Below are 23,038 nucleotides of genomic sequence, written 5' to 3'. Positions count from 1 at the left end.
CTTACCTCTTGGTCGCAACCTGGAACGCATTCTCCAGATCGGCGATTAAATCTTCGTGATCTTCAATTCCCACCGAAATCCGCAGCAGCGTTTCGGAAATACCCGCAGCGGCACGCGCCTCTGCCGACATCCCGGCATGCGTCATGGTGGCGGTATGGGAAATCAGGCTCTCCACGCCGCCCAGCGACTCCGCCAGGGTAAATAAATGCAGCGCTTTCAGAAAACGACGCAGCGTTGCCTCATCACCATCCAGCTCAAAACTGAGCATCGCGCCAAAGCCTTTTTGCTGGGTGAGCGCAAACTGATGCCCCGCGTTTTCCGGCAGGGAAGGATGATACAGCTTTTTCACCAGCGGTTGTTGTTTCAGGTAATCGACGATCGCCAGAGCGTTGCGCTGGGCCGCCGCCATGCGCGGAGACAGGGTGCGCAAACCGCGCAGCAGCAGATAGCTGTCAAAAGCCGCCCCGGTCACGCCAATGTTGTTGGCCCACCAGGCAAGCTCGGTAACGTGCTGTGGATCTTTGGCGATCACCGCACCGGCAACCACGTCAGAGTGGCCGTTAAGATATTTGGTACAGGAGTGAATAACCAGGTCAGCGCCCAACTCCAGCGGGTTCTGCAATGCCGGACTCAGGAAGGTATTATCCACCACGCTAATGGCGCCGGCCGCGCTGGCCGCCTGGCAGATGGCGGTGATATCCACCACGCGCAGCAGCGGATTGCTCGGGCTTTCAATCAATACCAGTTTCGGCTTCTCCGCCAGCGCGTCCTGCAAGGCGGCTTTATCACCCTGATCGACAAACTTCACGCGGTACGCGCCGCGCTTGCTCAGGCTGTCGAACAGACGGTAGCTGCCGCCATAGCAGTCGTGCGGCGCCACCAGCAGGTCGCCCGGTTGCAGGAATACCGTGCACACCAGATGGATCGCAGACATCCCGGTATTGGTCATGACCGCCCCGGCTCCACCTTCCAGCTCTGCCAGCGCGCGCTGCACCACGTCGCGCGTTGGGTTGCCCCGGCGCGAGTAGTCATGAGCGCGTGGCTGATTGAAGTCGGTAAAGTTATAGGTGCTGGACAGATGGATCGGGGGGACAACGCAGCCATACTGCTCGTCATCATTCAAGCCGCTACGTACTGCGATGGTTGCCTGTTTACGCGTCATGGTGCATCAGTTCCTGCTGGAAAATAGGGAAGGCATATAGAGTAAACAGCCTAATGATAGACGTCAATACATCTGGACATCTAAATGTCTTTGCGTATAGATTGAGCAATGACGCATTTACCGCTAGAATTACGCCCATATACCCCAGAGAAAGTTGTGCCATCCCGATGTGATAGCCACTGACTTCGGGCATAATTAGCCAAATTTTGGCATTTCTCATTTTACATATGACTAAGGTAACTCATGGCTGAATGGAACGGCGAATATATCAGCCCTTACGCTGAGCACGGCAAAAAGAGCGAGCAGGTAAAAAAAATTACGGTATCGATACCGTTAAAAGTGTTGAAAATTTTGACCGATGAACGCACGCGCCGTCAGGTAAACAACCTGCGTCATGCCACCAACAGCGAACTGTTGTGCGAAGCATTTCTGCATGCGTTTACCGGGCAACCTTTGCCGGACGATGTCGACCTGCGCAAAGAGCGCAGTGACGAAATACCCGAAGAGGCAAAAGCGATTATGCGGGCGATGGGCGTCGATCCCGACACATGGGAATACTAAGCACGCGCAAATAATTCCGCTATCAGGTCGGGCAGCCGTTGTCTCAACGGATGCCCGACCCGCCCCGGAACCCAAATAGCCACCATCGGACAAACCAGACCGCCGCTCCCCATTTCCGTTTCAATCCTGATAATGTTGCTCCGCTGCCCCGCCATAATGTGCACCGGCAGTAATGCCCAACCCTGCCCGTTTGCCAGCAGCAGCTCCAGCATCGCCATATCATTGACATACTGTACCCGGTCGGCAATCTGTACGCGCTGCGCCACCGCCAGATCCAGCGCCATATTCGGAATAATTTGGTGACAGGAGGCCAGCTTCAGCAGACTGACGGGCTGCTGCTCAAACAGCTGCGGGCTGGCATAGACCGCCAGCTCAACGCTGCCGACCCCCCGCCATTTAAAACGTTCACCCACCGCTTTATTCACCGCCTGGTACAGCGCAATGTCTACGCTCCCCTCGGCAAGGGCCGCCTCTGCCTGCTGACGATCCTGATAGCATAAATTGAGCCGGCATCCCTGCTGATACAGCCGGCTGGCCAGCGTACTTAGCACCGTGCGTGGCGTAAAAATATCGTAGCTTAGGGTCATCGTGCGCGGCGGATTTTTCTCCTGCTGCTGCGCTATCTGGCTAAAGGCCTGCGCCTCATGTAAAAAAAGCCGCGCCTGGCGATACAGCAAACTGCCGCGTTCCGTCACGCCAAAAGGGCGACTGCTGCGGTCAAACAGGGAATAGCCGAGGTCTAACTCCAGATAATCCAGCAGCTCGCTGACGGTCGTGCGATCTTTGCCGAGTTTAACGGCGGCCCGCGTCAGGTTGCCGCACTCACAGACGCAGGTAAACGCCTCAATCTGCGCCAGCGTAAAATTTATTGCCACATCCGTTCCCTGTCTCAAAACGGGGGATATTCCCCCTCTAAGTGACTCTCCCTTTTATGCCGCTCTGGTTAGAGTGCGTGTGACATCAACACGGAGAATTCAATAATGAAGATCAAACGTAATCTGTTATCCACCCTGGTCATGACCGCTTCACTGACCACCATCGTCGCGGGCGATGCCGGCGCCTGTAGCCGCGTGTTTATGAATATGTTTCCGGGCTATATGGTCAGCGCGCGCAATCTCGACTTCTTCGGCCCGGTTGACCCATCTCTGGTGATCACCCCACAGGGCGTGGAGCATAGGGCCAGCGACGAACCGGACGCAAAAAACTGGAAAACACGTTACGGTAGTGTAGTCGTTTACGCGGATGACGTTTTCCCGATGGATGGGATCAACGAAAAAGGGCTGGCCGGTCATACGCAGTATTACGCTAACGGCAAGCAGGTTCAGCAGGACAACAGGGATAAGCCGGAGCTGGAAAGCCGCGCCTGGTTGAGCTATCTGCTGGATAACTTCGCAACCGTTGATGAAGCGGTAAAAGGATTGCAGGATATGCGCCTGGTCGCCAAAAAATTGCCCATTGACTATGCGTCAGATACCAAACATATCGCGCTGGAAGACGCGGGCGGCGATTCGGCCATCGTGGAAATCGATAACGGCAAGGTCAATATCTACCATAACCGCGACTACCGTGTTATGACCAACCCTCCCTCTTACGACCAGCAGTTAGCCAACTGGGAAAAGTATAAAAAGGTCGAGGCAAACGGCATTCCGGGTAGCCAGAGCTCCACGGATCGCTTTGTCCGCGCCAGTATTAACCTGAAGAACCTTCCTCATCCCGATAATCAAGCCCAGGCACAAGGCTTTGTACTGTCAGTGATAAACAATGTCGCTTTCCCGATCGGCTACCCGGACAGTGACGATGCGATGGTCACGTCAATCACCCAATCCTATGAAAAATACTCAAAATATCCGCAGGAGAACAAAGGCACCGCCACCTACTTTACGACCCTTTCCGATCTCAGCCACGGCGAGTATCGTTTTAAATCGGTCTTTGCCCCATCAGACGTGATGGTGAAGTTGAAGGAGATTAACTTCTCGGTCGGCCAGCCGGTGAAACGCATTAATCATTTGCAAAACTACGCCCAGCGGGGCTGGCAGGGCAATATTCTGAAATACGCTACCGCCTCCTGAATAAGCGCCATAAAAAAACCCAGCCGAGGCTGGGTTTTTCTTGCATCCGAAACGGTAACCGTTTCTGGCGGATTGCTTATTTGCTGCCTGGGATGCTGAAACGCTTGTTGAAGCGATCCACACGACCACCGCTGGCAACGTCACGCTGCTTACCGGTGTAGAACGGGTGGCAGTTGCCGCACACGTCCAGGTTCAGGTCGTGACCCACGGTAGAGCGGGTTTTGATTTCGTTACCGCAAGAACATTTAGCAGTAACTTCAGCGTAATTTGGGTGAATACCTTTTTTCATGGGAAAACCTCAGTTAAGGCCGTGTCGCTCTCCCGCGCCAGGAATTCTCCTGCACCGGCACCACACGAAAATTAATAATTAGGTGAAGTTGATACCAAAATGCCGTACCAACGGCGGCGGACTATACAGAAAATAACCACCCGCTGCAATCGGATCCGCACATTCCGGACGACACAGTGTACACTAACTCGCTCTGTTTTTCACCCGGATGAATTCATGCCCGTTGTTCAGGTCGCGCTACCCGTCCCGCTTGCCCGCAACTTCGATTATTTGTTGCCTCCTCACCTCAGTCATGCGGTTATCGGTGGCCGTGTAAGCGTGCCTTTTGGCAAGCGCCGGGCGATTGGGGTGGTGGTGGCGATGAGCGAGCGCAGCGATTTGCCGCTCGACCAGCTGAAAAGCGTGCATGAGGTACTGGATACCTGCTCACTGTACCCCCCCTCCCTGTGGCGCATACTGCAATGGGCGGCGGACTACTATCACTTTCCGTTAGGGGAAGTGCTGTTTCATGCCATGCCGGTGCTGTTGCGACAGGGAAAAGCGGCCGAAGAGGCACCGCTGTGGCAGTGGCTGATCACCGTTCAGGGGCGCGCCACCGCACCAGAAAGCCTGAAGCGCGCCCCGAAGCAGCAGCAGGCGCTGGCCGCATTACGCAACCGGCCGATGTATCGCCATGAGGTCAACCAGCACGATATCAGCGAGGCAACGCTCCAGGCGCTGCGGGCTAAAGGCCTGTGTGAACTGCAACCGCAGCCGCGCGCGCCACAAGACTGGCGCGAAAGCTATGCGGTGAACGGCGATCGCCTGCGGCTGAACACGGAACAGGCCACCGCTGTCGGTGCTATCCGCAGCGCCGACGACCAGTTTGCAGCCTGGCTACTGGCCGGGATCACCGGCTCGGGAAAAACCGAGGTTTACCTGAGCGTGCTGGAAAATATTCTCGCCAGCGGCCATCAGGCGCTGGTGCTGGTGCCTGAAATCGGCCTGACGCCGCAGACCATCGCCCGTTTCCGGCAGCGTTTCAACGCCCCGGTTGAGGTCCTGCATTCCGGGTTAAATGACAGCGAACGTCTGGCGGTATGGCTGCGCGCCCGCAGCGGTGAAACGGCCATTGTCATCGGCACCCGCTCTGCGCTGTTCACGCCCTTTGCCCGTCTGGGGGCCATCATTATTGATGAAGAGCACGATAATTCTTACAAACAGCAGGAAGGCTGGCGCTATCACGCACGCGATCTGGCGGTATTTCGCGCGCGCCAGGAAAATATCCCCATCGTCATGGGTTCCGCCACCCCGGCGCTGGAAACGTTGCATAACGTTCAGCTGGGGAAATATCGCCAGCTGAACCTGAGCAAACGTGCCGGGAATGCCACCAGGGCAACACAGCTGCTGGTCGACCTGAAGGGCGTTAAGTTGCAGGGCGGGCTGTCGCCGATGCTGATCAAAAAAATCGGTCAGCACCTGAAGGCTGACAATCAGGTACTGCTGTTTCTCAACCGCCGTGGTTTCTCCCCAACCCTGCTGTGCCACGAGTGCGGCTGGATTGCCGAATGCCAACGCTGCGACCGCTACTACACGCTGCATCAACATCAGCGACAGCTACGCTGCCACCACTGCGACAGCCAGCGGCCGATCCCACACCAGTGCCCACAGTGCGGCTCCACCCACCTGGTGCCGGTCGGGCTGGGAACGGAACAGCTGGAGCTCAACCTCGGCGAACTGTTTCCCGGCGTGCCGTTGACCCGTATCGACCGTGATACCACCAGTCGTAAAGGGGCGCTGGAGCAGCAGCTGGCGGAAGTGCATCGTGGCGGCGCGCGTCTTCTTGTCGGCACGCAGATGCTGGCGAAGGGCCACCACTTCCCGGACGTCACGCTGGTGTCATTGCTGGATGTAGACGGCGCACTCTTTTCAGCCGACTTCCGCTCCGCCGAACGCTTTGCTCAACTGTATACCCAGGTTGCCGGACGCGCAGGACGCGCAGGCAAACAGGGGGAGGTCGTGCTACAAACCCATCATCCCGAACATCCGCTGCTACACACGTTACTGCATCAGGGCTATGACGCGTTCGCCAGCCAGGCACTCAGCGAGCGTAACAGCGTATTTCTGCCGCCGTTCACCAGCCATGCGCTGTTCCGCGCGGAAGATCATGATAACCAGCAGGCCAGTCTGTTCCTGCAACAGCTGCGTAACCTGCTGGAGGCCAGCCCACTCAAGGACTCGTCCTTCTGGGTCATGGGCCCGGTGCCGGCATTGCAGGCTAAACGCGGTGGACGTTATCGCTGGCAGCTACTGCTACAGCATCCTTCGCGCGCGCATCTTCAGCGTCTGATCAAAACCAGCCTGCCGCTGATTGGCACCCTACCCCAGTCGCGTAAGGTCAAATGGACGCTTGATATCGATCCAACGGAGAGCTGAACATGCCGCCGTTTGCACAGCAAAGTTGCGCAGCGGATCGAAAAAAGTCGCACAAGTCACAAATTTTATGCAAATTAAGTAACATCTTGCCGCTATATTTGTTAACAATGCGGGTTTATCGGCTCAGGCACCCGACCTGAATCACTGTAAAATTTCATCTTCATCAGTTAGTCAGGTCAGCGTCTCAGGCTGGCGTGAGGAGAGCAGCGTTGGAGCACAATCAAGATCGTACCGTGGCGACCATGAAGGACGTAGCGAAAAAAGCAGGCGTATCCACGGCAACGGTCTCCCGTGCCCTGATGAATCCCGAAAAAGTTTCCGCCGCCACGCGCAGTAAAGTTGAACTGGCGGTCGCTGCCGTTGGCTACGCGACTCACTCCATAGCCCGTCACGCCAGGCGAAGTGAGTCACGTACGATACTGGTGATGGTTCCAGATATCTGCGACCCGTTTTTTAGTGAAATCATCCGTGGTATTGAGGTCGCGGCCACCCGTCAGGGTTACCTGGTCCTGATCGGCGACTGCGCGCACCAGAACCAGCAGGAGAAGTCGTTCCTGAATATGATCCTGACGCGTCAGATAGACGGCATAGTGCTGCTGGGCTCGCAGATCCCGTTTGACGCCAGCATAGAAGATCCCCGTATTTTGCCGCCCATGGTCATGGCAAATGAGTTTCCCCCGGAGCGCGAAATACCGACGGTGCATATCGACAATCTGACCGCAGCTTTTGAAGCGGTTAACCATCTACAAAAGCTCGGCCACCGCCGCATAGCCTGTATCTGTGGGCCAGAAGAGATGCCGCTGTGCCAGTACCGCCTGGAGGGCTATGTCCAGGCACTGCGCCGCCACGGAGTGCCCGTAGAGACGCAGTATATTGTGCGCGGTGAATTTACATTTGATGCGGGCTGCCAGGCAATGAAACAGCTGATGAAGCTACCTAAGCCACCCGATGCGCTGTTCTGCCACTGCGATATTATCGCTTTGGGCGCCATGTCACAGGCGAAAAATATGGGCCTGCGTGTCCCCCAGGATCTGTCAATTATCGGTTTCGATGATATTGAACTGTCACGCTATAGCGACCCGCAGTTAACGACCGTTGCCCAGCCGCGATTCAACATTGGTCGCGAAGCGATGCTACTCTTGCTGGAGCAGCTACAGGGCAAAGCGGTCAGTAACGGCTCCAGGCTGTTGGATTTTGAACTGAAAATCCGAGGCAGTACCGCGCCTTCGCTACGCGAACATGACTAAACTTTTTGCGGTAGCGAGTCTCCCTCATGCCGCAGAGAAAATCAGCGCATTCTTAGTAATATCGCCGCTGGTCAAACTTCCGCCCCTTGAGTAACATGGCGGGCCATAGCCGGGCACCAGCGTTAACGTTATCCGGCACGACTTTTCATCGAATATTAGCGGAACGATAGTGGCACAAAAAGATTATGTAAGCCGCGGGCGGGCGACAGGGACGCGTCGTAACAAGACCAACAGTCGCAGCAAAAAACGCAGCGGTGGATCGGGCGTATCAAAAATCATGGTCGTACTGGCGGTTGCCGTTCTGGTGACCTTTGTCGGCGGCCTGTGGTTTATTGCACATCATAAAAAAGAAGAAACGCCGACGATCCCCGATCACAAAGCTATCGGTAACGGGCTGCCACCCAAGCCCGAAGAGCGCTGGCGCTATATCAAAGAGCTGGAGAATCGTCAGATTGGCGTGCCAACGCCGACGGAACCGACGTCAGGCGGTGAAGCGCATTCTCAGGCGCAGCTCACCGATGAGCAGCGCCAGCTGTTGGATCAGATGCAGGCCGATATGCGCCAGCAGCCAACCCAGCTCAACGAAGTGCCGTGGAATGAGCAAACCCCCGCGCAGCGCCAGCAGACCATTCAGCGTCAGCAGCAGAACCAGCTACAGCAGCAGTCGCGTACTCCGCCGCCGCAGACTCAGCCGCAGCGTACCCCTACCGTGCCTGCCCATACCAGCACCCAGCCAGCGCGCGAACCTGTAAGGCAGGCTAAGCCGGAAGCCTCCGCGCAGCAAAAAGTTGAAAACAAACCCAAAGAAGCTGAAAAACAGGCCAGCCAGCGTTGGGTTGTACAGTGTGGTTCATTTAAAGGCACTGACCAGGCCGAGTCCGTCCGCGCCCAGCTGGCGTTTGAAGGATTTGAAAGCCGCATCACCACCGGCGGCGGCTGGAATCGCGTTGTTATCGGCCCATATAACGGTCGCAGTACGGCTGACTCTATTCTGAAACGCCTGCATGGCTCCGGGCATTCAAATTGTATTCCTGTCGCAACCGGGGGTTGAAACCCCTCAAACCCACCCCATATCTGGTTACATCAGCGCCCCACACTGACGTGTGGGGCCGTCTTTTTGACTGTAACAAGGGGTCTGCCCGTGACAACAATAGTAAGCGTACGACGTAACGGCCAGGTAGTGATTGGCGGTGATGGCCAGGCCACCCTCGGCAATACGGTAATGAAAGGCAACGTTAAAAAAGTGCGTCGTCTTTACAACGACAAGGTCATTGCCGGTTTTGCTGGCGGCACCGCGGACGCATTTACCCTGTTTGAACTTTTTGAACGCAAACTGGAAATGCACCAAGGACACCTGGTGAAAGCGGCGGTGGAACTGGCTAAAGACTGGCGTACCGATCGTATGCTGCGCAAGCTGGAAGCCCTGCTGGCCGTGGCGGATGAAAACGCCTCACTGATCATCACCGGTAACGGTGACGTTATCCAGCCGGAGAACGATCTGATAGCCATCGGTTCAGGCGGTCCATACGCCCAGGCAGCAGCACGTGCGCTGCTGGAAAACACCGACATCGGCGCGCGCGACATTGTGGAAAAAGCGCTGGGTATTGCAGGTGATATCTGCATCTATACCAACCATAACCTCACTATCGAAGAATTATCGTCCAAAGCGTAAGGATCCTAATTTATGTCTGCTATGACTCCGCGCGAGATTGTCAGCGAACTAAACAGATTTATCATCGGCCAGGATGGCGCCAAGCGAGCGGTGGCGATCGCCCTGCGCAACCGCTGGCGCCGTATGCAGCTGGACGAAGAGCTGCGTCATGAAGTGACGCCAAAAAACATTCTGATGATCGGCCCAACCGGCGTGGGTAAAACTGAAATTGCCCGTCGTCTGGCCAAACTGGCGAATGCGCCTTTCATTAAAGTCGAAGCAACCAAGTTTACTGAAGTGGGCTATGTGGGTAAGGAAGTGGATTCGATTATCCGCGATCTGACCGATTCGGCGATCAAAATGGTGCGTTCCCAGGCGATTGATCGCAACCGCAATCGCGCCGAAGAAATGGCCGAAGAGCGCATCCTTGACGTGCTGATCCCCCCGGCTAAAAACAACTGGGGACAAAACGAAACCCCGGCGGAACCTTCCTCCGCGCGCCAGTCGTTCCGCAAAAAACTGCGTGAAGGGCAGCTGGATGATAAAGAAATCGAGATCGACCTGGCCGCCATTTCCGGCGGGGTGGAAATCATGGCACCTCCGGGTATGGAAGAGATGACCAGCCAGCTGCAGTCAATGTTCCAGAACATCGGCGGGCAGAAGCAGAAACCACGCAAGCTGAAAATCAAAGAAGCCATGAAGCTGCTGGTGGAAGAGGAAGCGGCCAAGCTGGTTAACCAGGAAGAGCTGAAGCAGGAAGCTATCGACGCGGTCGAACAACACGGCATCGTGTTTATCGATGAGATCGATAAAGTCTGCAAGCGCGGCGAATCATCCGGTCCGGACGTTTCACGCGAAGGGGTTCAGCGCGATCTGCTGCCGCTGGTGGAAGGCTGTACCGTATCGACTAAACACGGCATGGTAAAAACTGACCATATTTTGTTTATTGCTTCCGGCGCTTTCCAGGTTGCCAGCCCGTCAGATCTTATCCCGGAGCTACAGGGTCGTCTGCCTATTCGCGTCGAGCTACAGGCGCTGACCACCAATGACTTCGAGCGGATCCTGACGGAGCCAAGCGCCTCTATAACCGTTCAGTACAAGGCGCTGATGAATACCGAAGGGGTAAATATCACCTTTACGCCGGACGGGATCAGCAAAATTGCCGCCGCCGCCTGGCAGGTGAATGAGACCGCAGAGAACATCGGTGCCCGCCGCCTGCATACCGTGCTTGAGCGTCTGATGGAGGAGATCTCCTATGATGCCAGCGACCTTAACGGTCAGTCGATCACCATCGATGCCGAGTATGTCAGTAAACATCTGGATGAACTGGTCGCCGACGAAGACCTTAGCCGCTTCATTCTGTAATCCTTATCTCTACCCGGCGTCACCCCGCCGGGTTTTTTCTTTTTACCCGCCTTATTGCGCCCCTGCCATCCGTCGCATGACGCCTTTACGCTGTCGCGTCACCGATTCACAACTGATGATTTTGCCAACAGCCATCGTTAAGCGATATACTCAGTCTCCCTCTGGCAAACAGACGAAAACCTTATGAAATATGATACGTCAGAACTTTGCGACATCTATCACGAAGAAGTGAACGTCGTTGAACCGCTTTTCTCAAACTTTGGTGGTCGCACCTCGTTTGGCGGGCAAATCATTACGGTCAAATGTTTCGAAGACAACGGTCTGCTGTTTGATTTGCTGGAGGAAAACGGTCGTGGCCGCATTCTGCTGGTTGATGGCGGTGGTTCGATGCGGCGCGCGCTGGTCGATGCGGCTCTGGCAAGGCTGGCGCTGCAAAATGAGTGGGAAGGAATTGTGGTTTATGGCGCGGTGCGTCAGGTAGATGACCTGGAAGAGCTGGATATTGGTATTCAGGCCATTGCCGCCATCCCAGTCGGTGCTGCCGGCGAGGGCATTGGTGAAAGCGATATCCGGGTCAATTTCGGCGGCGTCACCTTCTTCTCTGGCGATCACCTTTATGCCGACAATACCGGCATGATCCTGTCTGAAGATCCGCTCGATATCGAATAAGCCGGGCGCAGGGTAAAACGGGTGCCTCGGCACCCGTTCTCAGCTTTCGCTCTCTGTTTTAACGAGGGAGAAGCATCAGACCTCTTCCATTTTTCCCAGCAGTGCCCGCAGGCGTTCTTGCCAGACGTGCTGCTCTTCCTTCAGCTGCTGATTCTCACGCACCAGCGCTTCGCTGTTGCCGGACGCCTGCTGAACCTGATGGTTCAGACTGCCGTTTTGTTCTTTTAGCTCTTCGATTTCCATCTGCAACAGCGTGATGGTATCAATCGCCTGCTGTACTTTCGCTTCCAGTTTCTCAAACACTTCAAATGACATTTCTCTAACCTCTCCTAATCGCAGGGCATTGATGATGCTAGCCGCAGGGGTGAGGAATGAACCGGCATTCCGCGGATAACAACGATGCCTCGATTGTAAGTAGAGCGGCAGCGCAAGTCCAGCAGCTAACCCCACAGCGAGCGCAGTCTGTAATAATTTTCGGTCTACGCCTGGTGCAGGTTTCTCTCTCCGCCTTCGGTTAACTGGAGAGGGTAAAAAAAATGCGTGATTTATAAACAACCCAACACGCGCCGCGACATTTCCGAAACGCCAAAAGACGCGAAAACGCTCATTTTCATGACGCGGAACACATTTTTCGATTTCGCTATTTCTCGTTAATGCTCGTTAACGATAAATTCACATTCACCCTACAATAAGATCCGAGTGTTTCAGGGCTGTAGACAAAAAAACAACAATCCTTAACCTCGCCGACAGGAATGACATGATGAGTAACGCAACGAGTATATTAAAGGGGCAGTGCATCGCGGAGTTTCTTGGTACGGCCACCATCATCTTCTTTGGCGCTGGCTGTGTCGCCGCCATGAAAGTGGCGGGAGCCAGCTTCGGGCAGTGGGAAATCAGTATTATCTGGGGTCTTGCCGTGGCAATGGCGGTGTATCTCACCGCGGGCATTTCTGGTGGACACCTTAATCCCGCCGTCAGCGTAGCCATGTGGCTGTTTGCCAACTTTGATGGCCGTAAGGTGATCCCTTTTGCTATCGCGCAGATCGCGGGGGCCTTTTGCTCCGCTGCGCTGGTTTATGCCCTGTATCATAATCTGTTCCTCGACTACGAACAGACGCATCAAATGGTACGCGGCAGCGCGGCAAGTCTCGATCTTGCTGGCGTCTTCTCAACCTACCCTAATCCGCATATCGGCGTGGGCCAGGCGTTTCTGGTTGAATTAGTCATTACCGCGATTATGATGGCGCTGATCATGGCGCTGACCGATGACGGCAACGGCCTGCCGCGCGGCCCGATAGCCCCTCTGCTGATTGGTTTGCTGATTGCCACCATCGGTGCATCGATGGGCCCACTGACCGGTTTTGCCCTTAACCCGGCACGAGATTTCGGACCCAAGCTGTTCGCCTGGGCCGCGGGTTGGGGTAACGTTGCCTTCACCGGTGCGCGCGATATTCCCTATTTCCTCGTGCCGATTTTCGGCCCACTGTTCGGCGCCAGCCTCGGAGCCTTTGGCTATCGCGCTCTGATTGCCAGCAACCTGCCCGGTAAGGCGGTGGAAAAACACCAAGAATCCGCGTCACGCGCTAAACAATAAAAGCGTCATCCTGCTTAACGCTTACCTCATCAGGAAGAGACTATGAACGTCGAAAAAAAATACATCGTCGCCCTCGATCAGGGAACCACCAGTTCCCGGGCCGTTATCCTCGATCATGATGCCAATATTGTCGCGGTGTCGCAGCGTGAGTTTCAGCAAATCTACCCGAAAGCGGGCTGGGTGGAACATGATCCTATGGACATCTGGGCTTCGCAAAGCTCCACCCTGGTGGAAGTGCTGGCGCATGCGGATATCAACTCCGACGAAATTGCCGCGATTGGTATCACCAATCAGCGCGAAACGACGATTGTCTGGGAGAAACAGACCGGTAAACCCATCTATAACGCCATTGTCTGGCAGGACCCGCGCACGGCCGATTACTGCGCAAAGCTGAAAAAAGAAGGGCTGGAAGAGTATATCCGCCACACCACTGGCCTGGTGATTAACCCTTATTTCTCCGGCACCAAGGTGAAGTGGATCCTTGACCATGTGGAAGGTTCCCGTGAACGCGCGCGGCGTGGCGAGCTGCTGTTTGGCACCGTCGACAGCTGGCTGGTGTGGAAGATGACGCAAGGACGGGTTCACATTACCGATTACACCAACGCTTCGCGCACCATGATGTTCAACATTCATCAGCTGGAATGGGATGCGCGCATGCTGGAGATCCTGGATATCCCGCGTGAGATGCTGCCTGAAGTGAAGTCGTCTTCTGAGGTGTATGGTCAGACCAATATTGGCGGTAAGGGCGGCACGCGCATTCCTATCGCGGGCATTGCCGGTGACCAGCAGGCGGCGCTGTACGGCCAGCTGTGCGTTCAGCCGGGTATGGCGAAAAACACCTACGGCACGGGCTGCTTTATGCTGATGAATACCGGCACTGAGGCCGTCACCTCCACCCATGGCCTGCTGACCACCATCGCCTGCGGCCCGCGTGGGGAAGTAAACTACGCGCTGGAAGGGGCGGTGTTTATCGGCGGTGCGTCGATTCAGTGGCTGCGTGACGAGATGAAGCTCATCAGTGACGCCACGGACTCCGAATATTTCGCGACGAAAGTGAAAGACACCAACGGCGTGTATATGGTGCCCGCCTTCACCGGTTTAGGCGCGCCGTACTGGGACCCGTATGCGCGCGGTGCCATCTTCGGCCTGACGCGAGGGGCCAACGCTAACCATATTATCCGCGCCACGCTGGAGTCGATCGCCTACCAAACCCGTGATGTACTGGAAGCGATGCAGAACGATGCTAACACCCGCCTGCAATCGCTGCGCGTGGACGGTGGTGCCGTGGCCAATAACTTCCTGATGCAGTTCCAGTCCGATATTCTCGGTACGCGCGTGGAGCGCCCTGAGGTGCGGGAAGTGACCGCGCTGGGAGCGGCCTATCTGGCAGGCCTGGCCGTTGGCTTCTGGAAAGATCTCGATGAAGTTCGCGCCAAGTCGGTCACCGAACGCGAATTCCGCCCCGGCATTGAAACCACCCAGCGTAACGTACTGTACTCCGGCTGGAAAAAAGCCGTTAGCCGCGCCCAGGCGTGGGAAGAGGCAGACGACAGGTAACTCCATCCGCCCGTGGTCGCGCACCACGGGCAACCTTCTCCCTGCCCCCGTTCAGCTACTGATTTTGCCGCGCCTGACCCAGCTTAGGGATCAGGCGGATGTAAATCAGCTCACTTAACAACTCAACCAGAGTCTGCGTCACGATAATGGCCGGCAGTACGGGGATGGCGCCCGGCACGGAAAGCGCCAGCGGCAACACCACCAGAGAGTTACGGGTTGCGGCGCTAAAAGCCACCGCCCTGCCCGCAGCAGGCTCAAGGCGAAACATTCTGGCGGCTATCCATCCGGCCAGCGGGGCAAGAACGGCAAAAGCAACGTAGACAGGTACGGCCTGCAGGGCCAGTGGCCAGACCCCTCCCAGCCGGGGCAGCATGGCCGCCACCACGATAAATAGCACCAGCGCGGTCGCCGGCACGGGGAGCAGGCCAAGCCCTTCAGAGACTGAGCTGCCCAGCCTGCTGCCCCTGCTCCACAGCTGCGTCAGTGCGGCAAGGCACAGCGGAGCCACAATCAGCCAGAGAAAAGCATCAATAAACGGTTTGGGCTGCACCAGCCCGGCAGCCTGCTCCCCGAGGAAAACATGCAGGTAGAGCGGCAGCAGCAGCATCTGCGCGATCAGTAATATCGGCGTGGAGGCCAGCAGCAGACGGAAATCACCGCGCCCAAGCTGGGAAAACGTCACAACGTAGTCGATACAGGGCGTCAGAAGGACCAGCAGCACACCAAGCAGCAACAGCGTATTTTGTGGTAAAAACGGTATCAGGATGGCGACCAGGGCCGGAATAAACAGAAAATTAGCCACCAGCAGAGGTAACAGAAAACGTAACCGAGTTAACGCCTTGCCAAGCCCGGCCACCGGCACCTGTAGAAAAGTCACAAACAGCATCAATGCTAATGCCGGATTAATGGCAGAGGCCAGAGCGGATGTTGCGGGCAGAGCAAAGGCGGTTAAACCTGCGATCGCCACCGCGCTGAAATAAATCACGACCTGATGGTGTTCAAGTCCGTTTCTGATACGAGTGGCTAAGTGAGCGGCAGACGCAGACATTGATTATCCTTTTGTTACCCGGCGTGCGTTACCCGCCAGTTTCACCCAGAACGCAGGAAATATGCAACGTCAGGGCCTGGATGAATAAAGCCGTAACGATGATAAACTGCCCGACTGATGACTTTCCCGAGGCATATCATGAAACGAGAACTGGCGATTGAATTTTCCCGCGTCACCGAGGCAGCCGCGCTGGCCGGCTATCAGTGGCTGGGCCGTGGCGATAAGAATGCGGCGGACGGCGCGGCGGTACACGCAATGCGTATTATGCTCAATAAGGTGGATATCGACGGACAAATCGTCATTGGCGAAGGGGAAATTGATGAAGCGCCGATGCTGTATATCGGTGAAAAGGTCGGTACCGGCAGCGGTGATGCGGTGGATATTGCCGTCGATCCGATTGAAGGCACGCGCATGACCGCCCTGGGTCAGGCCAACGCACTCACGGTAATGGCCGTTGGCGACAAGGGCACGTTCCTGCACGCGCCGGATATGTATATGGAAAAGCTGGTGGTCGGCCCCGCAGCGAAAGGCACGATTGACCTGAACCTGCCGCTGGAAGAAAACCTGCAACGTGTGGCGCGCGCCATGAACAAACCGCTGAGCGAACTGACGATCACGCTGCTGGCAAAGCCGCGTCATGATGAGGTGATTGCCCGCCTGCAACAGCTCGGCGTTCGCGTGTTTACCTTCCCGGATGGCGATGTGGCGGCCTCAATCCTCACCTGTATGCCGGACAGCGAGGTCGATGTGATGTATGGCATCGGCGGTGCGCCGGAGGGGGTGATCTCCGCTGCGGCGATCCGCGCGCTGGATGGCGATATGCAGGGCCGCCTGCTGGCACGGCACGAGGTGAAGGGCGATAGCGCTGAAAATCGGCGTCTGGGCGAGCAGGAACAGGCTCGCTGCCGTGAAATGGGCATTGAGGCCGGCCAGGTTCTGACTCTGGAGCAAATGGCGCGCAACGATAACGTGATTTTCTCCGCCACCGGTATCACCAGCGGCGACCTGCTAAAAGGCATCACGCGCAAGGGCAATATGGCGACCAGCGAAACGCTGCTGATCCGCGGCAAATCGCGCACCATTCGCCGTATCCATTCGACTCATTATCTCGATCTGAAAGACGAGAGCCTGCATCCCTATATTTTGTAATCCACCCGCTGGCGGGCCGGGCATAAAGGCAGCCCGGCCGCTGGCGCTTAAGCCGTATGCGGCTCCGGCCCTTTAGACAGAGGCAGCCAGCACAGCAGGATCAGCAGCGCGGTGGCAAACATCAGCATACCAAGGCTGAACTGACCATCCTGCGGCAGCAGGGCAGACAGCCACGCGATAAGGCCAGACCCCAGGTTCTGTAATCCACCCACCAGCGCCCCGGCGGTGCCCGCCATATACGGCCACGGCTCCATTGCTCCGGTGGTCGCCAGTGGAAACAGCATTCCGGCACCAAAAAAGAACAGCGATGCGGGCACAATCAGCGTCCACAGGTTCATTATTCCCAGCCAGCCGGGGATCCACATCATCACGCCGGCCAACAGGCAGCTGTTTACCGCGTACCACATTACGCTGGCAAAGGATTTATTACTGCGCCCGGCAAACCAGGCCCCGAAGAACGCGGCGGGCAGGGGCAGAATAAACAGCAGGCTGATGGCCAGGCTGCTCATTCCCAGCACGCCGCCCATCAGTACGCCACAGCTGGCCTCAAACACCGCAATCCCGGCCAGCGCACCGATCAGGATCACCAGATAGCGGATAAAATTCCCATCGGCCAGCAGCGGTCGATAGCGCGAGAAAAAGGCCCGCTGCGGCTGGCACGCTGGACGGGTTTCCGGCAGCCAGCGCAGCATGGCCGCCGATACCGCAAGGCACAGCAGCAGTAAGAAGGCAAAACAGGCCTGCCAGCCAAACAGATACGTCAGGCCGGCACCGATCGCAGGCGCAACCAGCGGGCTGATTAAAATCCCCATATTCAGCAGGCTGTTGGCATGGCGCAGGGCGCTGCCGGAATAGAGATCGCGTGGCATGGTACGCGCCATCACGCCTGCCACGCCGGTGCCCATTCCCTGAATAGCCGCCGCCAGCACCAGCCCATTCAGGCTGTCCGCCAGCAGCGCGGTCACGGAGCCTGCAATAAATACGGCCATCCCCAGCAGGATCACCGGACGACGGCCGATGCTGTCTGACAGCGGGCCGTAAAACAGCTGCGATGCGCCGTAGGTCATCAGGTAGGCCGCCATCACACGCTGCACCATCCCGTCACCCACATTAAACGCCGCAGCAATGGTCGGCATTGCCGGAACGTAGATGGTCTGCGCCATCTGTCCCACCGCCAGTAAAGCAATCAGCATCACCAGCAGATATCCGTTTTCAATCTTTTTCATCGACTCACATCAGTATAATTAGCGAAAAAAATCGCTCAGCCAGCAGGATCCGCCAGAAATCCCGGCGTTATGGCGGAGAAAATATCAGGATTGTCAGACAAAGCGAGTGGGATAGCGCAAATAGCAGGGATCCTGCTGTCACTAAAAAAAGGCGCAACTGTAAGTTTTTTTTTACGCCTGTCGTCATTCGTGCGCATACTTTGTCGATATGAGCTTTCGCTCTGGTCACCGGCTGGAAAAAATCCTCATGCCTGGTGAAGATATCCGCAGAAATGCCAATCATGCCGCAAGAGAATTTAAGGAGTGTTTTATGGCCGTGTGGGTTAATGCTCGCGTAAAAAAGGTCTCCGACTGGACAGACAGTCTGTTCAGCCTGACGGTAACCGCCCCCATCGACCCGTTTACCGCCGGACAATACGCCAAACTGGCGCTGGAAATAGAGGGCGAACGCGTGGTGCGCGCTTACTCCTATGTTAATGCACCGGGCAATGCTGACCTGGAGTTCTACCTGGTCACCGTGCCGCAGGGCAAGCTGAGCCCCAGACTACATGGGCTACAGCCCGGCGATGAGGTGATGATCACCGCAGACGCCCAGGGATTCTTTGTCATCGATGAGGTCCCGCCGTGCGAAACGCTGTGGATGCTGGCAACCGGCACCGCCATCGGCCCCTATCTGTCGATCCTCCAGGAAGGAAAAGGCCTGGCGCGTTTTAAAAATATCGTGCTGGTTCATGCGGCGCGCTACGCGCGTGACCTGAGCTATCTGCCCATGATGGAACGGCTACAGCAGCGTTACGGCGGGCAGCTACAGATCCACACCGTTGTCAGTCGTGAGGAGACTGCCGGCTCACTGACCGGCAGAGTTCCCGCGCTGATTGAAAACGGGCGGTTAGAGGCCGTTACCGGGCTGAAGATGGATGCCGAAAACAGTCATGTGATGCTGTGCGGCAACCCGCAGATGGTACGAGATACGCAACAGTTGCTGAAAGAGAGCCGCGGCATGCGTAAGCATCTCAAACGCAAACCGGGCCATATGACCAGCGAGCACTACTGGTAATCAGCCATTCTCCGGCGCAGGAACACCACCGGCTGCGCCGGTTTACCAAAGCGGTTGTCGCTGGCCGTACCGGCTAACCCGCCCAGCTCTATCCCCATGCCGACCATAATCAGGGTAGGAATGAAACGCCCCACCAGCCACTGCGCTTCGTTAGGCAGCATCGACCAGTTTCCCGCCATCAGCATCCAGGCGACCACCATCAGCAGCGCCCACTGACCGCCTTTATTACGATCGTGCAGACGTTTCACCAGCACCGCACTGGCCGGCCACAGCAAAGCCACGACGCAGAAGGCCGCGGTTTGTGTATCGAGTAGCCCATTGCCCGCCAGCGTAAACAGCAGCAGCAACATCAGCAGCCAGCAAAGCTGCCAAATCCAGAAGTCGCGTCGCCCCAGACGGCCGCGAAAAGAGAAACACCAATGCTGTAAGGTCATTATTTTTATCTCAGAGTTCGGGTGCCTTTGACTTGGACGACCATTGTCCGTTTTAATCTTGAGCTGAACAGACAGATAAGGCCGACAAAATGAAAAAAGCGATTTGGGCATGGATGGCACTGATTACCGCCGTAACGACCTCGCCAACACATGCCGCCGTCGATCCGGCAAGCCGGGCGGAAGCCATATCGGCAGTGCCGTACCTGCAGGCAGGGGCACCCACCTTCGATATGACCATTGCCCAGTTTCGCGAGAAGTATAATGCAGCCAACGCAGCATTACCGCTGATTGAATATCGTGCTATTGACAGCCGGAATGACAAGAGCAATCTGACGCGTGCGGCCAGTAAGATCAATGAAAATCTTTACTCCTCAACCGCGCTGGAGCACGGTACGGGAAAAATCAAAACATTACAGCTTACCTGGCTACCGATACCCGGCCCGGAGCAGAAAGTCTCGCGCGAAAAGGCCCTGGCTTATATGGCGGCCTTTGTCCGCTTTTTCGAGCCGATGCTCAGCGCGGACAAGAGTCTTCAGCGGGTCAATACCCTGCTGGCAGAGGGCAAAGGTTCGCGTTTTTATCAGAAAACGGATGGCGCGCTGCGCTATATAGTGGCGGATAGTGGCGAGAAAGGGCTGACGTTCGCGGTGGAGCCGGTGAAGCTAGCGCTGGCAACGCCTTGAAATAGCAGGTGCAAAGGATGACAAAAAGCAAAGCCTTTCCGATGTTTAATCTCTATACTGTCCGGCAGACAATGCTGCCGGCTGGCAGCTTTAACACTCTCTAAGCCTGGAGGATATAATGCGACATCCATTAGTTATGGGTAACTGGAAACTGAACGGCAACAAACAGATGGTCAACGAGCTGATCGCCGGTCTGCGTACCGAGTTGAGCGGCGTTGATGGCTGTGGTGTGGCGATTGCCCCGCCCGTCATGTACCTGGAGCAGGCGAAACACGCCATTTCCGGCAGCCCTGTCGCTCTGGGTGCACAGAACGTTGACGTTAATCTGTCCGGCGCGTTCACCGGTGAAGTCTCTGCCGACATGCTGAAAGATATCGGCGCGCAGTACATCATTATTGGCCATTCCGAACGCCGTACCTGGCATGCAGAAAGCGACGACGCTATCGCGAAGAAATTTGCCGTGCTGAAGCAGACGGGCCTGATCCCGGTGCTGTGCATCGGTGAAACCGAAGCGGAAAACGAAGCGGGTAAAACCGAAGAAGTTTGCGCACGCCAGATCGATGCGGTACTGAATACCCAGGGCGCTGACGCTTTCAAGGGTGTGGTTATCGCTTACGAACCCGTATGGGCAATCGGCACCGGCAAATCAGCAACCCCGGCTCAGGCTCAGGCGGTACACAAATTCATCCGCGACCACATTGCCAAGAAAGATGCGACGGTAGCCGCACAGGTCATCATTCAGTACGGTGGCTCAGTAAACGATAAAAACGCGGCAGAGCTGTTTGCCCAGCCTGATATCGACGGCGCCCTGGTGGGCGGCGCATCCCTGAAGGCAGATGCTTTCGCTGCGATCGTTAAAGCGGCGGCAGCGGCGAAAAAAGCCTGATGCGATCCTCCTGCCCCATACGGGGCAGGAACCGGCCAAACCCTGGTCCCCCCGTTTGCCCCCCCACGCCCGCCCGTTCAAATAATTCACGTTCGTCATCCTGCCGGAGAACTCGCCCGATACGGCTCATGCAACAATTCTTATAAATGTTCCTAATTTTATGCTGGTTATCATTCTTACTTTTAATCTTTAAACAATTTTTTAATTTCCCCGTAACAATGGTATATTTCTAAAGCATTCGCACAGCGATCAACCCCCCTTAATTCATATGGTTTTTCACTGTCCGCAATCCAGAAAGAGCGAGGCAGTCACAGCGGTTACTGACGCCCCAGCGCTATTTCTTAAGTTAACATGTTGATTTTACTCAACACACGGAGATGTTGTCTCATGCGCAAAACGGCAGTAGACAAGCACGTCGATGTATTGCTTATCGGGGGTGGCGTCATGAGCGCCACACTCGGTACTTATCTGCAAGAGCTGGAGCCGGAATGGCGCATCAGCATGGTAGAACGCCTGGACGGTGTGGCAGAAGAGAGCTCGAACGGCTGGAATAATGCCGGAACTGGCCACTCAGCCCTGATGGAGCTGAACTACACCCCAGAAAATGCGGACGGCTCTGTCAGCATCAAAAAAGCGATAGAGATTAACGAAGCATTCCAGGTTTCACGTCGTTTCTGGGCACATCAGGTGCAGCGCAACGTGATGAGCAACCCGAAAAGCTTTATCACCAGCGTGTCGCATATGAGCTTCGTCTGGGGCGAGGCCAACGTTAATTTCCTGAAAAAACGGTTTACCGCGCTACAGCAGAGCACGCTGTTCCGTGGGATGGAATTCTCCGAAGATGCGCACCAGATTAGCGAATGGGTGCCGCTGGTGATGGAAGGTCGTGACCGCGCGCAGAAGGTGGCGGCAACCCGTATTCCAACCGGAACGGACGTCAACTTCGGGGAAATCACCCGGCAGCTGGTGGCCTCGCTGCAGAAAAGCGAAAAGTTTGAACATCAGACCAGCCACGAAGTGCGTAGTATAAAACGCAATACCGACGGCGGCTGGAGCGTGACCGTATCCGACCTGAAAAATAACGACGAAAAAACGGTCATCAGGGCAAAATACGTCTTTATCGGGGCCGGCGGGGCCGCCCTGACGCTGTTGCAAGAGTCGGATATACCCGAGGCAAAAAACTACGCGGGATTCCCGGTGGGCGGCGAGTTCCTTGTCACCGACAACCCGGAGCTGGTGAAACACCACCGTTCCAAGGTTTATGGTAAAGCCTCCGTCGGCGCGCCGCCGATGTCGGTTCCTCATCTGGACTCCAGAGTGCTGGATGGCAAACAGGTGTTGCTGTTTGGTCCCTTCGCCACCTTCTCTACCAAGTTCCTGAAACAGGGCTCCCTGTGGGATATGTTCAGTTCGATTACCCCGTCGAATCTGATGCCGATGCTGCGCGTCGGGCTTGATAACTTTGACCTGGTGAAATATCTGGTCGGACAGGTGATACTAAGCGAAGACGACCGCATCAGCGCATTGCGCGAATATTTCCCACAGGCGCAGAAGCACGACTGGCGCAGAGTAAAAGCCGGCCAGCGCGTGCAGATCATCCAAAAGGATGCCAACAAGGGCGGCGTGCTGAAGTTGGGAACCGAAGTGGTTACCTCACAGGATGGCACGATATCGGCACTGCTCGGTGCCTCGCCCGGCGCTTCTACCGCCGCCCCCATCATGCTGGAACTGATGAGCAAGGTGTTTAAACAGCAGATGGCCTCGCCGAAGTGGCAGAGCAAACTGAAGGCGATTATTCCGTTCTACGGACAGAAGCTAAACGGTAATGTTGCCGCCACCGAGAAGGAGCTGGCTGAAACCAGCCGCATCCTGCAACTGGACTACTCACCCATGGACCCGGCTGCAAACGATGAACCGGCGATACCAACCCATTCGGTTATCGGCAAATAAATCGTAATAAGGGCGGCCGCACAAGG

22 protein-coding genes are annotated in these 23,038 nt (G+C 56.2%); 15 read left to right on the top strand and 7 right to left on the bottom strand.

Annotated elements, in window-relative coordinates:
* Position 1: 1 nt before the first annotated feature.
* Positions 2-1,162: a cystathionine gamma-synthase gene (gene metB / locus ETA_RS01620; protein WP_012439899.1), complete on the bottom strand. Its 1,161-nt coding sequence runs from the start codon at positions 1,160-1,162 to the stop codon at positions 2-4.
* 243 nt (positions 1,163-1,405) lie between these two features.
* Here metB and metJ point away from each other — a divergent pair, with 243 nt between their 5' ends.
* Entirely contained in the window at positions 1,406-1,723 is a 318-nt protein-coding gene (gene metJ, locus ETA_RS01610; protein WP_012439898.1) for a met regulon transcriptional regulator MetJ, read from the top strand.
* On the opposite strand, the gene ETA_RS01605 is transcribed toward metJ, so the two are convergent.
* Positions 1,720-2,598: a LysR family transcriptional regulator gene (locus tag ETA_RS01605; RefSeq protein WP_157861775.1), complete on the bottom strand. Its 879-nt coding sequence runs from the start codon at positions 2,596-2,598 to the stop codon at positions 1,720-1,722. The two genes, metJ and ETA_RS01605, sit on opposite strands and share 4 nt — an antisense overlap.
* Before the next feature lie 105 nt (positions 2,599-2,703).
* Here ETA_RS01605 and ETA_RS01600 point away from each other — a divergent pair, with 105 nt between their 5' ends.
* Complete coding sequence (locus ETA_RS01600; RefSeq protein ID WP_012439896.1) at positions 2,704-3,792, top strand: linear amide C-N hydrolase; 1,089 nt, start codon at positions 2,704-2,706, stop codon at positions 3,790-3,792.
* A gap of 76 nt (positions 3,793-3,868) precedes the next feature.
* Here ETA_RS01600 and rpmE read toward each other — a convergent pair whose 3' ends face one another.
* Positions 3,869-4,081, bottom strand: a complete 213-nt coding sequence (gene rpmE, locus ETA_RS01595) for a 50S ribosomal protein L31 (protein ID WP_012439895.1) — start codon at positions 4,079-4,081, stop codon at positions 3,869-3,871.
* Positions 4,082-4,297: 216 nt separating this feature from the next.
* On the opposite strand from rpmE, the gene priA reads away from it, so the two are divergent.
* The 6 genes from priA to rraA all read left to right on the top strand — a co-directional run bounded on the left by priA (position 4,298) and on the right by rraA (position 11,428).
* Positions 4,298-6,496 carry a primosomal protein N' gene (gene priA, locus ETA_RS01590; protein ID WP_012439894.1) on the top strand — a complete coding sequence of 733 codons (2,199 nt, stop codon included), beginning with the start codon at positions 4,298-4,300 and terminating at the stop codon, positions 6,494-6,496.
* A 209-nt stretch (positions 6,497-6,705) separates the two neighbouring features.
* A complete protein-coding gene (gene cytR, locus ETA_RS01585; protein WP_012439893.1) occupies positions 6,706-7,743 on the top strand; it encodes a DNA-binding transcriptional regulator CytR in 1,038 nt (345 codons plus the stop codon).
* Positions 7,744-7,912: 169 nt separating this feature from the next.
* Complete coding sequence (gene ftsN, locus ETA_RS01580) at positions 7,913-8,794, top strand: cell division protein FtsN (RefSeq protein WP_012439892.1); 882 nt, start codon at positions 7,913-7,915, stop codon at positions 8,792-8,794.
* Between the two features lie 90 nt (positions 8,795-8,884).
* Entirely contained in the window at positions 8,885-9,415 is a 531-nt protein-coding gene (hslV, locus tag ETA_RS01575; RefSeq protein WP_012439891.1) for an ATP-dependent protease subunit HslV, read from the top strand.
* 12 nt (positions 9,416-9,427) lie between these two features.
* Positions 9,428-10,759 (top strand): HslU--HslV peptidase ATPase subunit, encoded by a 1,332-nt coding sequence (gene hslU / locus ETA_RS01570; RefSeq protein WP_012439890.1) that lies wholly within the window; start codon positions 9,428-9,430, stop codon positions 10,757-10,759.
* A gap of 183 nt (positions 10,760-10,942) precedes the next feature.
* Positions 10,943-11,428: a ribonuclease E activity regulator RraA gene (gene rraA / locus ETA_RS01565; RefSeq protein WP_012439889.1), complete on the top strand. Its 486-nt coding sequence runs from the start codon at positions 10,943-10,945 to the stop codon at positions 11,426-11,428.
* Positions 11,429-11,503: 75 nt separating this feature from the next.
* On the opposite strand, the gene zapB is transcribed toward rraA, so the two are convergent.
* On the bottom strand, positions 11,504-11,743 hold the full coding sequence (gene zapB, locus ETA_RS01560; RefSeq protein WP_012439888.1) for a cell division protein ZapB: 240 nt from the start codon (positions 11,741-11,743) through the stop codon (positions 11,504-11,506).
* A 445-nt stretch (positions 11,744-12,188) separates the two neighbouring features.
* Between zapB and ETA_RS01555 the strand changes: the two genes are divergently transcribed.
* Together ETA_RS01555 and glpK are read left to right on the top strand one after the other, a co-directional pair.
* On the top strand, positions 12,189-13,022 hold the full coding sequence (locus tag ETA_RS01555) for an MIP/aquaporin family protein (RefSeq protein WP_042958529.1): 834 nt from the start codon (positions 12,189-12,191) through the stop codon (positions 13,020-13,022).
* Positions 13,023-13,064: 42 nt separating this feature from the next.
* Positions 13,065-14,579 carry a glycerol kinase GlpK gene (gene glpK, locus ETA_RS01550; protein ID WP_012439886.1) on the top strand — a complete coding sequence of 505 codons (1,515 nt, stop codon included), beginning with the start codon at positions 13,065-13,067 and terminating at the stop codon, positions 14,577-14,579.
* A 55-nt stretch (positions 14,580-14,634) separates the two neighbouring features.
* Here glpK and ETA_RS01545 read toward each other — a convergent pair whose 3' ends face one another.
* Positions 14,635-15,627 (bottom strand): arsenic resistance protein, encoded by a 993-nt coding sequence (locus ETA_RS01545; protein WP_012439885.1) that lies wholly within the window; start codon positions 15,625-15,627, stop codon positions 14,635-14,637.
* 138 nt (positions 15,628-15,765) lie between these two features.
* On the opposite strand from ETA_RS01545, the gene glpX reads away from it, so the two are divergent.
* On the top strand, positions 15,766-16,776 hold the full coding sequence (gene glpX / locus ETA_RS01540; protein ID WP_012439884.1) for a class II fructose-bisphosphatase: 1,011 nt from the start codon (positions 15,766-15,768) through the stop codon (positions 16,774-16,776).
* 47 nt (positions 16,777-16,823) lie between these two features.
* On the opposite strand, the gene emrD is transcribed toward glpX, so the two are convergent.
* Positions 16,824-18,002, bottom strand: coding sequence for a multidrug efflux MFS transporter EmrD (emrD, locus tag ETA_RS01535; RefSeq protein WP_012439883.1), 1,179 nt, complete (start codon positions 18,000-18,002; stop codon positions 16,824-16,826).
* A gap of 310 nt (positions 18,003-18,312) precedes the next feature.
* Between emrD and fpr the strand changes: the two genes are divergently transcribed.
* Positions 18,313-19,059, top strand: a complete 747-nt coding sequence (gene fpr, locus ETA_RS01530; RefSeq protein ID WP_012439881.1) for a ferredoxin--NADP(+) reductase — start codon at positions 18,313-18,315, stop codon at positions 19,057-19,059.
* Here fpr and ETA_RS01525 read toward each other — a convergent pair.
* Positions 19,050-19,493 (bottom strand): DUF805 domain-containing protein, encoded by a 444-nt coding sequence (locus tag ETA_RS01525; RefSeq protein WP_012439880.1) that lies wholly within the window; start codon positions 19,491-19,493, stop codon positions 19,050-19,052. The genes fpr and ETA_RS01525 overlap by 10 nt on opposite strands.
* Before the next feature lie 89 nt (positions 19,494-19,582).
* On the opposite strand from ETA_RS01525, the gene ETA_RS01520 reads away from it, so the two are divergent.
* The 3 genes from ETA_RS01520 to mqo all read left to right on the top strand — a co-directional run bounded on the left by ETA_RS01520 (position 19,583) and on the right by mqo (position 23,012).
* Positions 19,583-20,176 carry a DUF1454 family protein gene (locus ETA_RS01520; protein ID WP_012439879.1) on the top strand — a complete coding sequence of 198 codons (594 nt, stop codon included), beginning with the start codon at positions 19,583-19,585 and terminating at the stop codon, positions 20,174-20,176.
* A 118-nt stretch (positions 20,177-20,294) separates the two neighbouring features.
* Positions 20,295-21,062, top strand: coding sequence for a triose-phosphate isomerase (tpiA, locus tag ETA_RS01515; protein WP_012439878.1), 768 nt, complete (start codon positions 20,295-20,297; stop codon positions 21,060-21,062).
* A gap of 351 nt (positions 21,063-21,413) precedes the next feature.
* Entirely contained in the window at positions 21,414-23,012 is a 1,599-nt protein-coding gene (gene mqo / locus ETA_RS01510; protein WP_012439877.1) for a malate dehydrogenase (quinone), read from the top strand.
* Positions 23,013-23,038 lie beyond the last annotated feature (26 nt).

This window comes from Erwinia tasmaniensis Et1/99, assembly GCF_000026185.1.
Lineage (GTDB): Bacteria > Pseudomonadota > Gammaproteobacteria > Enterobacterales > Enterobacteriaceae > Erwinia > Erwinia tasmaniensis.
Note: the sequence above shows the minus strand (reverse complement) of the source record. Positions and strands in the feature narration are given on the sequence as shown.

Excerpts from the sequence above, each read along its gene's own strand:
- zapB (WP_012439888.1), bottom strand. The coding sequence starts at position 11,743 with ATGTCATTTGAAGTGTTTGAGAAACTGGAAGCGAAAGTACAGCAGGCG.
- fpr (WP_012439881.1), top strand. The coding sequence starts at position 18,313 with ATGGCCGTGTGGGTTAATGCTCGCGTAAAAAAGGTCTCCGACTGGACA.
- tpiA (WP_012439878.1), top strand. The coding sequence starts at position 20,295 with ATGCGACATCCATTAGTTATGGGTAACTGGAAACTGAACGGCAACAAA.
- ETA_RS01525 (WP_012439880.1), bottom strand. The coding sequence starts at position 19,493 with ATGACCTTACAGCATTGGTGTTTCTCTTTTCGCGGCCGTCTGGGGCGA.
- hslU (WP_012439890.1), top strand. The coding sequence starts at position 9,428 with ATGTCTGCTATGACTCCGCGCGAGATTGTCAGCGAACTAAACAGATTT.
- ETA_RS01600 (WP_012439896.1), top strand. The coding sequence starts at position 2,704 with ATGAAGATCAAACGTAATCTGTTATCCACCCTGGTCATGACCGCTTCA.
- ETA_RS01555 (WP_042958529.1), top strand. The coding sequence starts at position 12,189 with ATGAGTAACGCAACGAGTATATTAAAGGGGCAGTGCATCGCGGAGTTT.
- emrD (WP_012439883.1), bottom strand. The coding sequence starts at position 18,002 with ATGAAAAAGATTGAAAACGGATATCTGCTGGTGATGCTGATTGCTTTA.
- ETA_RS01545 (WP_012439885.1), bottom strand. The coding sequence starts at position 15,627 with ATGTCTGCGTCTGCCGCTCACTTAGCCACTCGTATCAGAAACGGACTT.
- metJ (WP_012439898.1), top strand. The coding sequence starts at position 1,406 with ATGGCTGAATGGAACGGCGAATATATCAGCCCTTACGCTGAGCACGGC.
- glpK (WP_012439886.1), top strand. The coding sequence starts at position 13,065 with ATGAACGTCGAAAAAAAATACATCGTCGCCCTCGATCAGGGAACCACC.
- glpX (WP_012439884.1), top strand. The coding sequence starts at position 15,766 with ATGAAACGAGAACTGGCGATTGAATTTTCCCGCGTCACCGAGGCAGCC.
- ETA_RS01520 (WP_012439879.1), top strand. The coding sequence starts at position 19,583 with ATGAAAAAAGCGATTTGGGCATGGATGGCACTGATTACCGCCGTAACG.
- metB (WP_012439899.1), bottom strand. The coding sequence starts at position 1,162 with ATGACGCGTAAACAGGCAACCATCGCAGTACGTAGCGGCTTGAATGAT.
- rraA (WP_012439889.1), top strand. The coding sequence starts at position 10,943 with ATGAAATATGATACGTCAGAACTTTGCGACATCTATCACGAAGAAGTG.
- priA (WP_012439894.1), top strand. The coding sequence starts at position 4,298 with ATGCCCGTTGTTCAGGTCGCGCTACCCGTCCCGCTTGCCCGCAACTTC.
- rpmE (WP_012439895.1), bottom strand. The coding sequence starts at position 4,081 with ATGAAAAAAGGTATTCACCCAAATTACGCTGAAGTTACTGCTAAATGT.
- mqo (WP_012439877.1), top strand. The coding sequence starts at position 21,414 with ATGTTGATTTTACTCAACACACGGAGATGTTGTCTCATGCGCAAAACG.